At 68.9% G+C, this 11,580-nt stretch carries 12 protein-coding genes; 5 read left to right on the top strand and 7 right to left on the bottom strand.

The genetic code is table 11. The features are described from left to right. Positions 1-162 precede the first annotated feature (162 nt). Positions 163-1,032 (top strand): TIGR04086 family membrane protein, encoded by an 870-nt coding sequence (locus tag ABIC21_RS17030; protein ID WP_354351565.1) that lies wholly within the window; start codon positions 163-165, stop codon positions 1,030-1,032. Between the two features lie 82 nt (positions 1,033-1,114). Here ABIC21_RS17030 and ABIC21_RS17025 read toward each other — a convergent pair whose 3' ends face one another. Further along, positions 1,115-1,513, bottom strand: a complete 399-nt coding sequence (locus ABIC21_RS17025; RefSeq protein ID WP_354351585.1) for a YchJ family protein — start codon at positions 1,511-1,513, stop codon at positions 1,115-1,117. Between the two features lie 276 nt (positions 1,514-1,789). Here ABIC21_RS17025 and ABIC21_RS17020 point away from each other — a divergent pair, with 276 nt between their 5' ends. The 4 genes from ABIC21_RS17020 (at position 1,790) to ABIC21_RS17005 (ending at position 5,616) form a co-directional block, all read left to right on the top strand. Beyond that, entirely contained in the window at positions 1,790-2,464 is a 675-nt protein-coding gene (locus tag ABIC21_RS17020; protein ID WP_354351564.1) for a hypothetical protein, read from the top strand. 40 nt (positions 2,465-2,504) lie between these two features. After that, positions 2,505-3,509: an aldo/keto reductase family protein gene (locus tag ABIC21_RS17015; protein WP_354351563.1), complete on the top strand. Its 1,005-nt coding sequence runs from the start codon at positions 2,505-2,507 to the stop codon at positions 3,507-3,509. Between the two features lie 3 nt (positions 3,510-3,512). Continuing rightward, positions 3,513-4,367 (top strand): SDR family oxidoreductase, encoded by an 855-nt coding sequence (locus tag ABIC21_RS17010; protein ID WP_354351562.1) that lies wholly within the window; start codon positions 3,513-3,515, stop codon positions 4,365-4,367. Between the two features lie 130 nt (positions 4,368-4,497). After that, positions 4,498-5,616 carry a sulfite oxidase gene (locus ABIC21_RS17005; protein ID WP_354351584.1) on the top strand — a complete coding sequence of 373 codons (1,119 nt, stop codon included), beginning with the start codon at positions 4,498-4,500 and terminating at the stop codon, positions 5,614-5,616. A gap of 35 nt (positions 5,617-5,651) precedes the next feature. Here ABIC21_RS17005 and ABIC21_RS17000 read toward each other — a convergent pair whose 3' ends face one another. From ABIC21_RS17000 to ABIC21_RS16975, 6 genes are all read right to left on the bottom strand, one after another. Then, positions 5,652-6,431: an SDR family NAD(P)-dependent oxidoreductase gene (locus ABIC21_RS17000; RefSeq protein WP_354351561.1), complete on the bottom strand. Its 780-nt coding sequence runs from the start codon at positions 6,429-6,431 to the stop codon at positions 5,652-5,654. An 82-nt stretch (positions 6,432-6,513) separates the two neighbouring features. Continuing rightward, a complete protein-coding gene (locus tag ABIC21_RS16995) occupies positions 6,514-7,362 on the bottom strand; it encodes an anti-sigma factor domain-containing protein (RefSeq protein ID WP_354351560.1) in 849 nt (282 codons plus the stop codon). Next, positions 7,349-7,978: an RNA polymerase sigma factor gene (locus tag ABIC21_RS16990; RefSeq protein ID WP_354351559.1), complete on the bottom strand. Its 630-nt coding sequence runs from the start codon at positions 7,976-7,978 to the stop codon at positions 7,349-7,351. Before ABIC21_RS16990 ends, ABIC21_RS16995 begins: the two co-directional genes overlap by 14 nt. Then, positions 7,975-8,721: a class F sortase gene (locus tag ABIC21_RS16985; protein WP_354351558.1), complete on the bottom strand. Its 747-nt coding sequence runs from the start codon at positions 8,719-8,721 to the stop codon at positions 7,975-7,977. The genes ABIC21_RS16990 and ABIC21_RS16985 overlap by 4 nt, the downstream gene beginning before the upstream one ends. A 79-nt stretch (positions 8,722-8,800) precedes the next feature. Beyond that, complete coding sequence (locus ABIC21_RS16980; RefSeq protein WP_354351557.1) at positions 8,801-9,637, bottom strand: DUF4397 domain-containing protein; 837 nt, start codon at positions 9,635-9,637, stop codon at positions 8,801-8,803. A 241-nt stretch (positions 9,638-9,878) separates the two neighbouring features. Then, entirely contained in the window at positions 9,879-11,570 is a 1,692-nt protein-coding gene (locus ABIC21_RS16975; protein ID WP_354351556.1) for a DUF4389 domain-containing protein, read from the bottom strand. Positions 11,571-11,580 lie beyond the last annotated feature (10 nt).

The raw sequence follows: 11,580 nt of genomic DNA, 5'->3' as shown, positions 1-11,580 counted from the left end.
GCGAGTCGCCACCGTCCCGCCACCCCGAGAAAATAGTAAGCATCCTTGCTGCCTTTGACTGCCCGTGGTTAGGTGGTCCTGAGACCCGCACGCCGGTCTCCGCCTTGCGGTGCCCGGCCCAAACAATGGGCGCGGGTCATTCAGTGAAAGTGAGCAGTCCCCATGAGCAACCCAGCAGGCCCCGAAGATCGCACTCCCCGCCGCGCACGTGACGAGGATGGGGCCGTCAGCCAGGACGCCCGGATCCACGACGCCCGGCAGGACGCCGCCCGCCACGACACTGCACGCACAAACGACACCCGTGCCATCCCGACGGGCGACGCTACAGCCGCGCCGACACGGAACCTGGACGCGGTCCACGCGGAACCAACCCGCGGCCAGCCCGTCACCGCGGTCCGCCACGACGAGCCCGCGCGCGCCACCGCGGCACGGGACACTGTGGTCGAAGAAGTTCCCACCAGGGCGACCGTGGTGGCCCGCGAAAAGAAGCAGTTCGGCGGCATCCAGATCGGCTCGGCCTTCTTCGGCTGGCTCGCAGCCACCGGCATGGCTGTCCTCCTGACCGCGCTGGTCGCCGCCGCCGGCACCGCCGTCGGCCTCGCCACGAACACGGACGTCAACGCAACGGTCACCTCCGGCAACGAATCCGTGGGAATCGTCGGTATCATCGTGCTGCTGGTCATCCTGTTCGTGTCGTACTACGCCGGCGGCTACGTTGCCGGCCGGATGGCCCGCTTCAACGGCGCCAAGCAGGGGTTCATGGTGTGGGTCTGGGCCCTCATCGCCGCGGTCCTCGTCGCCATCCTAGGCGTCGTTGCGGGCCAGCAGTACAACATCCTGGCCCAGCTCAACAGCTTCCCGCGTATCCCGGTCAACGAGGGCGAACTGACCACCACAAGCATCATCGCCGCAGTGGTGGTGGCCGCGGTGGCCCTGGTCGGCGCCGTCCTCGGCGGCACCGCCGGCATGTACTTCCACCGTAAGGTGGATCGCGCCGGGTTCGCGCCGGTGGACACCGACGAGGAACGCTAAGCGGCAGCCAAACGTCCGGGACCTGCCGGGGGCCGGGCAACGATGCTCGGCGCCCGGCAACTGTTTCAGCGTCGGTCGCCGTTCAGCCGAATTCGACGGCGACTGCGTCAACGTAGCACCAGCGGCGGTCGACCCGCACAAAGCGGCTCGTCTCGTGGTGGACTCCGCGATCGCCGCCGCACCGGAAGTGAGCCTTGAACTCAACGGTCCCTTCGGTGTCCAGCGGGCCGCCGCGAGCAGTGGACATGATGTCCAGCCGTCGCCACTGCAGGTCTGGATCCAGGTCAAGTTCGGCCGGCCGGGTCTCCGGGTGCCAGGTCCGCATTAGGTAGTCGGCGTCCAGCACGACGAAGGCGCTGTACCGGGCGCGCATCAGTTGTTCAGCCGTCGGAGCCTCCGCCGCGCCGCTGTGGAAACGGCCGCAGCACGCGCCGTACTTTTCCCCGGAAAGGCAGGGACAGTTGCCTAGTAAAGGTGCCAGGGCATGCCGGGCACCGGCTCCCGGAGGGTCGGCGGCTGGGGGCGTCACAAATGTCCTTTCCGGAGGCCGGTCCACGCCGGCCGGGCTCCTTCCGACTATAGACGCACGTTCGTTCCCGGGGACTGCCGCGGCGGAGCCGGTAACAGCTTTGACACGTCTCCGCGAAGAGGCCCCGCGGCACCGTGTCCGGGGAAAAAAGTCCGTATGGTTAAGGCGTGGTGTTTCCCGCCGGTCGTGGCGCGACACGTTGCAGCAAGGCCAGCTAGGAGAGGTGACATGGAAGATCCGACAACCATCGCCCTCAACCTGACCTTCTTCGGGACCCTGGCCGTGGCGCTCGTCATGTTCTTCGGACTTTTCCTTGTCTTCGTGGCCACGCTGGTCATTGTCGGCCTCGGCCGGCTGGCCGCCGTAACCATCATGGCCGTGGGACGCGGACTCTTCAGGACGGCCGGCAAAACTGCCGAAACGGTCCAGCGGGACCGCCCGGTCCGCACCTCCGGGGTTCAACCAGCCCTGCCGCCGGAAGCCGCCAAACCGGCAAAGCCCGCCAAAAAAGAACCCGCACTGTCCCCGGACTGGGCTGCCGCCGTTGCGCAGGCCGATGCACGCGCCGCCGCCCGGGCCAAAGCGGAGGCTGCCCCGGCCGTCAAGGTTTCAGTCCGAGAACTCCCCAGCCCTACCGCTCCGGCACAGGACGTGGCAGCAGTGGCACCGCTCGTGGAATCAGCCACGGACCGGAACGGCCAGCTCGGCACGGTCCCGCCGGCCTTCAAGAAAGCCCCGATGCCCACCGCGAAATCCCTGCTGGACACCGGATCGCTGGTCTCCCTTCACGGCCGTCCACCGCTGCCCCGGAAACCCCTGGGCAGGCCCCTGACCGAACAACCGCCCAGACCCCCAAACAAGCAGCTGCCCAAGCCGCAGGCCCAGGAGCGCAAGGCCGGCTGAGGCCTTACCCCCGGCCGCCAAGTCGGCTAGGTTGAAACCCATGGAATTCAGATACCTCGGGAACAGCGGCTTCAAGATTTCGGAAATCACCTTCGGCAACTGGCTCACGCACGGCTCGCAGGTGGAGAACGAGGTCGCCACCCAGTGCGTCCGGGCAGCGCTCGACGCCGGTATCAGCACCTTCGACACTGCCGACGTCTACGCCAACACGGCTGCGGAGACCGTGCTGGGAAAGGCCCTCCAGGACGAGCGCCGTGAGTCGCTGGAGATCTTCACCAAGGTCTTCGGCCCCACCGGGCCCAAGGGCCACAACGATCTTGGCCTGTCCCGCAAACACATCATGGAGGCCATCGACGGCTCCCTCACCCGGCTGCAGACGGACTACGTGGACCTCTACCAGGCCCACCGCTACGACTACGAAACCCCGCTGGAAGAGACCATGCAGGCCTTCGCGGACATCGTCCGGCAGGGCAAGGCCCTCTACATCGGCGTCAGCGAATGGACGGCCGGCCAGATCCGCGACGGGCACGCCCTGGCCAGGGAACTAGGCTTCCAGCTGATCTCCAACCAGCCGCAGTACTCCATGCTGTGGCGGGTCATCGAGGCAGACGTGATTCCAGCGTCCGAGGAACTGGGCCTTTCCCAGATTGTCTGGTCGCCGATGGCGCAGGGCGTGCTGAGCGGAAAGTATCACCCCGGCAGGCCGGCCCCGGAGGGCAGCCGCGCCACGGATTCCAAGGGCGGCTCGAAGATGATCGAGCGCTGGATGTCCAACGAGGTCCTCACCGGCGTGCAGCAGCTCAAGCCCATCGCCGAGGAGGCCGGACTCACCATGGCCCAGCTGAGCATCGCATGGGTACTGCAGAACAAGAACGTGGCCTCCGCCATCATGGGCGCGTCCCGGCCGGAGCAGATCGAGAAGAACGTGGCGGCCGCGGGCGTGAAGCTGGACGCCGGAATCATGGACAAGATCGACACCGCGATCGGCTCCCTCGCCGAACGCGACCCGGCGCAGACCAAGTCGCCCGCTTCCCGGGAGGCTTAGGCCGTGACCGCGGCGCCAACGCTCGCCGTCACCGGTTCCACCGGACACCTGGGCGGCCTGGTGGCCCGGCAGCTGGCCGACGCCGGCAGCCCGCAGCGTCTGCTCGTGCGCGACCCCGGCCGGGCGCCGGAGCTGGAAGACGCAGTCCTTGCCGTCGCCACCTACGCCGACCCGGTGGGCGCCAAAGCAGCCCTCGAGGGGGTGAAGACGCTCTTTATGGTCTCCGCCGCCGAGGCCGAGGACCGGCTGCAGCAGCACTGCACCTTTGTGGACGCGGCGGCCGCCGCCGGTGTGCAGCACATCGTCTACACCTCATTCTTCGGCGCGGCAGCGGATTCCACCTTCACGCTGGGCCTGGACCACTTCGCCACCGAGGAGCGGATCAGGGCCTCCGGGATGGACTTCACCTTCCTGCGGGACAACTTCTACCTGGACTTCCTGCCGTTGCTGGCGGGCGCGGACGGTGTTATCCGCGGACCGGCCGGAGACGGCGTCATGGCAGCCGTGGCCCGGTCGGACGTCGCCCGCTCCACCGTGACCGTGCTCCGGGACCCGGCCCTGCACGTCGGCCGAACCTACGACCTCACCGGGCCCGAGGACCTGTCCTTGGCCCGGGCCGCGGAACGCCTCACCGCCGGGACCGGCCGGACCATCACGTTCCACAACGAGACGCTCGAGGAGGCCTACGCCTCGCGGGCCTCCTATGGCGCCCCCCGGTGGCAGGTGGACGCCTGGGTGAGCACCTACACGGCGATCGCCGCCGGAGAACTCGCCGGGTCGACGTCGGCGGTGCACGAGCTCACGGGCCGCGAACCACTGGGGCTGGCACAGTTCCTCGCGGAGTCGCACACGATCTAACCGCCCGGGGTGGCTGCCGGGCCGCCCGGTATTGACGGCTTCCGGGCCGCGGCGGTAGACCTGATTACAGGTGTCACCGGTCCAAAACCGGGCCGGTCCGGAGCAGAATCGCAGTGCCATGCCAAAGCAGATGTCCCGACACTCGTCCATCCTGAAGACCCCGCGACACGGCCGGAAACTCACGCCGCATCCCGGCGAGCCGAGCCACGGCCCCCTGACGGCGGAGGAACTGCAGCTTGCCGCGCGCAACCACTCCATGCCGCTGGAGGCCCTGCGGGATGACACCACCCCGCCCGGGCTGCATTATCTGCTGAACCATTTCGACATCCCGTTCATCGATGCCGAGCAATGGCACCTGCGGATCGGCGGCGCCGTGCAGCGGTCCCTGGAGCTGAACCTCAAGGCGCTCCGCCGGTCGCCCAGGATCAGCATCCCCGTGACCCTGGAATGCGCCGGAAACGGCCGCTCGCTGCTGCGGCCCCGCCCGCTGAGCCAGCCCTGGCGGCTTGAGGCCGTCGGCACCGCCGTCTGGACCGGGGTTCCGCTCGCGTACCTCCTGGCCCAGGCCGGGGTGGACGACGATGCGGTGGAGGTGGTGTTCACCGGCGCCGACAGCGGAATCCAAGGTGGCGTCCGGCATCAGTTCGCCCGGAGCCTTCCGATTGCGGAGGCCCTGCGGCCCGACATCGTGCTGGCGTACCGGATGAACGGCAACGACCTGCCGCCGCAGCACGGCTACCCGCTGCGGCTGGTGGTCCCCGGCTGGTACGGCATGGCGAGCGTGAAGTGGCTCTCCTCGATCAAGGTGCTCACCAAGCCGTTCGACGGTTTCCAGCAGGCGGTCGCGTACCGCTACCAGCAGGACGCCGACGACGCCGGCATCCCCGTCACGTGGATCAAGGTCCGCTCCCTGATGGTCCCGCCGGGCGTCCCGGACTTCTTCACCCGGAGCCGGATCGTGCCGGCCGGGCCGGTGATGCTGACCGGCCGGGCCTGGTCCGGGGAGGGCGCCGTGCAGCGCGTCGAGGTGGGAATCGACGGCAAGTGGGCGCCGGCGCACCTGGAACATCCGGCAGCGCCCTTCGCCTGGTGCGCCTGGTCCCTGCCCTGGGTGGCTGACCCCGGAGAACATGAGCTGGCCTGCCGCGCCACGGACACCACCGGTGCCACCCAGCCGCTGGAGCAGGTCTGGAACTACCAGGGCATGGGCAACAACGAGGTGCAGCGGATCAAGGTGACGGTCGAGTAGGCGGCTGCTGTCAGCAGCCCTTCGTGGCCTGGCCTCTAGTAGTCCACGATCGCGCCGGCGGAGATGTTGACCGTGGCGTCGGTGATGGCCGCGGCCTTGTCCGAGGCGACAAAACAGGCGACGTTTCCGACGTCGGCCAGTGTTGCGGTCCGGTTCAGGTGGGCAGCCCTGGCGATCTCCACGATGATCTCCTCACGCCCCTCCGCCTGCCACGGAATCGTCTCGATAATGCCGCCGGACACCATGGTGACCACCCGGATGCCGTGTTTGCCCAGTTCCAGGGCCCACTGCCGGCGGAGCCCCTCCATTGCATCCAGGGCCACCTTGAAGCCGCCGAGCCCGGGCATGGTCTGGGGGCCGGAGCCGCCGAACATCAGCACCACACCCGAGCGCTGCTTGATCATGTGCGTCGCCGCGGCCCGGGTGGTGAGGAAGTGGGTGCGGGTCGCCAGGCTGATGGGCTGGGTGAAGTCGTTGACGTCAATGTCCATCAGCGGCTGCTGGATGTCGCCGAAGGAGATGACGTTGAAGGAAATGTCGATCCGTTTGTTCTTCCTGGCCACCCGGTCCACAAAGGCATCGACCTGCTCCTCGTCCAGGGCGTCGACGACGGAGGGTTCCGCCCTGCCGCCCGCCTCCTGGATGTCCCGGGCCACCTTTTCCAGCCGCGACTCCGTGCGGCCGGCGAGGTGGACGAAGGCGCCCTCCGCCGCGAAGGCACGGGCCACGGCTCCCCCGATGGAACCCCCCGCACCGTAAATCAGCGCGGTCTTGCCCTTCAGCAGCCCGCTTCCCGGCACCTCGTTGTTCAGCATGGTCGCCTGCCTCCCGCGGTGGAGTGGTAAATTCCCTCAACTATGTTCTCGCCGGGGTCCGCTGGCAAGAGGGCGGATTGGTTCACGAGTCAAGGGTTCCGCGGACAATGCTCACGCTGGAGTGCGCGGGATTGCCGTCGACCGGCTCGTCGGAAACGTCCACGATGGGGTACTCGCCCAGATCCAGCCCCGCCGGCACGGCGAAAGTTCCGGACTCGGAGGTCATGACGCCCAGGCTCACCAGCCGGGACAGATCCGGCGCGATCAGCCAGACCTCCTGGTACCCCCGGGCCTCGTTCTTGTCGACCCGGACCTCCAGGGTGCGTTGCCCGTCCTTCGTCTCGATAACCTGGGCCGAGCCGGTGGCGGAATGCTGGTCCACGGGCGCAAGTTCGGCCTGGGCCAGCGGGGTCACTGCCGGCTGGTTCTGCTGCACGGACCAGAAGACCCCCGCCGCCAGTAACGCAGTGGCCGCGGCGGCCGCCAGCCACACTCCGGGACGGCGGATCCACCCGGATCCCCCGCCGGGTTCCCGCTTCCCCGCGGCCCGTTCCTCCCGGGACGGGAGCGGCGTCGGGGAGGCGGACGGTGTCTGTGATGGTGCGGGCGGCTGAGTTTCTGTCGGTGGCTGTGCCGGCAATGGGGCCGGTGCCGGCGGGCGGGAATCCCACGACGCCGGGGATCCCAGCGGGTCGGCGGCGACGGCCGCGGAAAGCCCCAGGGTGCGGTGAATTCCTGCCCACACCTGCGGCCCCGGAGACTCCAGCGCGGTGGCGTCCGTTGGTCCGGGCTTCGCCGCCAGGACTGCGCGGCGTAGCCCGGTATAGTCCGCGGCGCAGCTGGGGCAGGAGCGGAGGTGGTCCGCGGCGTCGTCTCCGAGCTCTTCGCCGAGGGCCAGCAGGCTCAGGGACTCCGGATCAAGATGTTGCACGGTCTACCTCCAATCGGGTTCTGAGCTGGGACAGGCTGCGGCGGATGTGGCTTTTGACCGTACCAAGCGGCAGGTCCAGTTTCTGTGAAATCTGCGAATGCGTCAGGTCATCGTAGAAGGCGAGCTTGAGGATGGATCCTTGTGGTTCCCCGAGCCGTTCCAGTTCCCCTTCCAGCAGCAGTCGGTCGGCCAGGACCTCCGCGGCTGCGTGCCCGGCCGCCTGTTCCGGGTCCGGGGAGAGCTCGACGGCGGCCAGCACCTTCCGGGTCTCCCGCGTCGTCGCCGCCTGCGCATCCGTGATGACGTTCCGGGTGATGCCCACGATCCACGCGGGCAGCCGCGCCTTCGCCGGGTCGAACGCGGCCCGCGAGCGCCACACCCGGATGAACACTTCCTGGGTGACGTCATCGGCCGCGGAGTTGTCGCGCAGCGAGCGCAGGGCCAGCGTGTGCACCAGGGGCGAGAACTGCCGGTACGCCTCTGCCAGCGCGGATTCGTCACCGGCAGCAAAGGACTCGTTGAGTCGCGCGTCCCAAGCGGAAGAGGCCTCGAAAGGTGCCAAGCCCGGCTCCTTCCCCCTGCTGGTGGCGACGGTAATCGCGGCGTCCTGAATCATGCCGGTACCGCCGTGACAATCACATTGTCGCCGTAGTCCTGTTCTTCGTCCAGCCATCGGCCGCCGCAGGTCACCAGCTTCAGTTCGGGCGGGCCGTCGCGCCGGAAGACGGACGCGCCGTCAAACGCGTCCTTGGCCATGAGTTCCACCCCGGTGACCCGGAAGGTCACCGGCGCGGCACCTTCCCGCTGGACCGTCACGAGGGTGCCCGGGGCAAGTGCCTTGAGTTGGGAAAAGGGCGCCGAATCGGACGTGGTGTCGACGTGCGCCGCGATCACCGCGGTGCCTGCGGCGGCTCCGGGTGCCGGGCCGAAACGGTACCAGCCGGCCTCGTTGAAAGGCTCTGGGATCTCCATCGCCCCGTCGGGGCTGACTCCCACCTCCACGATCGGCATGTTGATGGTGGTCCCGTCCGCGGTGAGGAAGCGCGGTGCCGGGTCCTTGGGCGTCTGGGCCATCGGTGTTGCCGGCCAGACCGGGATGGATATCTCCGGGACGGGGTCGGTCGTGGCTTGCGCCGGGGGCGGGGGCTGCGGAGTGCCAGGGGCGGCTGTCTTCGCCACCGTACTGCCCGTTGCCACGGGCTGCGGGGCCGCCGTTTCCTGTGGTGCGGTGCAACCCGTGATCAGCAACGCCACAGTGACCGCGACGGCCGCGATGCGCGGGGCGAAACCTTGAGCGGCCGTCCGCGGGACAGAAGCCGGGGGACGCCCGGTGGCCTCCGCCGCCGTCGTTCGCTTCATGTCCGTCCTCCTGCCGTGTTGGAGCTCGTGGCCCGGCCGCCCGGCGGGAAGCCGGGCGGCCGGGGCTGGCGGTTGCGGCCTAGCGGGTGCGGCGGAACGCCGGCTGCCTGCGGGAGACTGCGACCCCGCCGGCAAGCAGCAGGAGGACAGCGGCGCCGATGCCTACCGTGGCGGCTGTCTGACCGGCTGATGCGGTCCCGGCGTCAGCGGCGCCGGAGCGTGCTCCGGGAACACCGGCCGGGGCGGAGTGCAGACCCTCAATGTTCTGCACGGCCACCGCCAGGTTGTTGTCCGCGAGGCTGCCCCACGCGTACACCACCGTGTGGGTGCCTTCCGCGACCGTTACATCGGCCGGGCCGATCACCGGGTCCGTGGTGCCGGCGGCGGCCACGGAAACGGACAGGGTGCCCGGATCCAGCGTCAGGGTCTCCTCATTGGGGTTGGCCAGGCCGGAGATGACGGGGGTGCCGCCGGCTAGGACGTCGACGGCCGGTGCTGCTGCGGTGTGGCGGACCGTGAGCTTGCCCTTGCCGGGTTCGATCTGTGAGACGTCGTTCGTGAAGAAGTTGGCTGTCGGCTGGCCCGCGGCGTCGAGGTTGGCCACGGCCGTGTAGTTGCCGCTGGCGGCGAGGGTGACCTTCACGGGCCCGATCACGGGGGCGGAGGCGTCCGCGGCGTCGGCGGCGGTGATGGCAAGGTCGTAGTCCCCGGCCGGCAGTGCCAGCGGACCGGCGAGGGTGCCGGGGGCGAAATCGTCGAGCGTGCGTTCGCCGTTGACCCAGACGTCAACGGTCAGGCCCGGCACGCCGTGGAGAACGGACAGCTGGGCATCGGACTCGGCCGCCTGGGCGGGGCCGGCAAGGGTGAGAGCTGCCGCGATGGCCACGGCGCCTGCTGTGAAAAGGCTGGTACGCATTTACATCTCCTTCAACGGCCCGCCAGGCGGGCGATTTTTGCTTACACCCCTACTACCGGCGCGCAGAGCCGTTTGGATGCAGATGCATGCAGATATTTTTTAAAGGAGGCGCCGGCGCGCGAAAGGGCGCAGCTGCGAAGCGTGGGCGCCCTTTGCAGCGGGCCCGGCGCAATCGGCACAGCGAAGCGGCCGGGCGGCTCTGATGAGCTGCCCGGCCGCGGCTGGGGGTGTCCCGAGCGGGCTAGGGACGTGGAGAGCCTTCCGGGCCGGCGGGGGCTTGCGGCTTGTCCGGACCCGGAGCCGCAGGCCCGCCGATCCCGTAGAAGCCTGGCTGGCCCTCCGCGGGCACGGCGGTGGCCGGTCCTGTTCCGCCCGGACTGGACTGGCCGTAGATCGGCGGGGCGGCGGCGCCGGGGCCGCCGGGAACTGGCGCATACCCGGGGCCGGCCGGAGGCGCCGCCGGCGGAACTGCGGGAGTGTCACCGGGATCCCGCGGCCCCATGTCCAGGTGGAACGGCGGGTATTCGTCGCGCATCAGCGAAACATAGGCGGCCACGCGGTAGATCCAGCGGTTCAGGCCCATCAGGAAGTCGAAAAGACCCCGCGAGTACACCCCCGTGAACAGCAGGATGACCCCGGCGATCAAGACCAGCAACCCGAACAGGGAGAGCCCCGTGCCGACCTGCACCCAAACGCCGTCGCGGTAGACCCAGGTCTGGGCGGTCCCGGTCAGCAGTGCGATGATCAGCAGGTGCGGGATGGCCAGCAGCCAGGACTTCACGAAAACCAAGCCGCGGGAGAGCTTCTCCGGGTAGTCGACGTCGAAGTCGGCCGGGTAGTCGGTGCGCTCCAGCGTGAAGGGTGGATAGACATCCGTGCCGAGCGCCCCGTACGAATAGAAGGCCACGCGCCAGCTCCAGCGGATCACCCCGACGTTGAAGTTGAACAGCGAGCGCGGGTAGCGCCCGGTAAACAGGATCGCGAACCACGCGACGATGGTGACCACACCGAAGGCAAACCAGAGGAAGAAGAGGACGATGAAGTGCGGGATCGCCAGGAGCCACTTCACCAGCCACTTCCAACGTGACAGGTTCGGGTCCAGGTAGCCGCTGAGACGGGCGGGATAAACGACGCCGGTCCCCGGCGGCACTCCCGCAACAGCACCTGCCGCCGCGCCCGGCACGGCGCCCGCCGCATGAAGCCGGGGCGGGGCGGCCGCGGACGAGGGCTGCAGCTGGCCCGGCTGGGGCGGTCCGCCCTTGCCACGGCCCAGTCCCGCGGCCCCCAGCACGATCAGGGGAACGCCAATGAGCAGGAAGACGATTCCGCCGACCAGCAGCCCGATGAAGACGGGCCACAGCAGGTTGGACCGGGCTCCGGCTTTCATGTCCACGACCACCGGGGCACTGGCATCGGCATTCATGATCACCACCGCCCAACTGCCGGACCGCAGGTCCCATTCGAGCTGCTGCTCCCCCGTGCCGGTGGCGGACGCGGCCCAGAAGGGCTGGTCCGCAGGCCTCGCCGGAACCTGGGTGCCCGCCACGTCCCGGTAATCCACCCGGAAGGGATTGAACCGTACCTCGTTGATCACTGAATGGCTAACGCCGTTCAGATAGGCATCCACGTCGCTCCGCGGCCCGATGCCGATGAAGATTTCCTTGCCGGCAGCCGCCGATCCGCCCAGCATGACACTTCCCACCACACCGACCGGGGCGGTGTCCGGCACCCCTTCGTCGGCCATGATGTCGAGCCGCGGACTTGTCAGGGCATACGAGTTTGTGGCGTACCGTTCCGATGGCGTTGTGAAGTATCCGTTGTCGCGTTGCAGGTAGTTGGCAAATCCTGCGGCGCCGGCAGCGGCCAGCAACCCCAGTCCGAGAAGTGCGCTGAGCGTGCCCAGCACCAGCATGACTATCCGGCCTGGTCGCATGGCCGCCGTC

It is taken from the genome of Pseudarthrobacter sp. PvP090 (genome assembly GCF_040547365.1).
In the GTDB taxonomy this organism is placed as follows: Bacteria; Actinomycetota; Actinomycetes; order Actinomycetales; family Micrococcaceae; genus Arthrobacter.
This window is presented reverse-complemented; position numbering and strand designations above follow the sequence as displayed.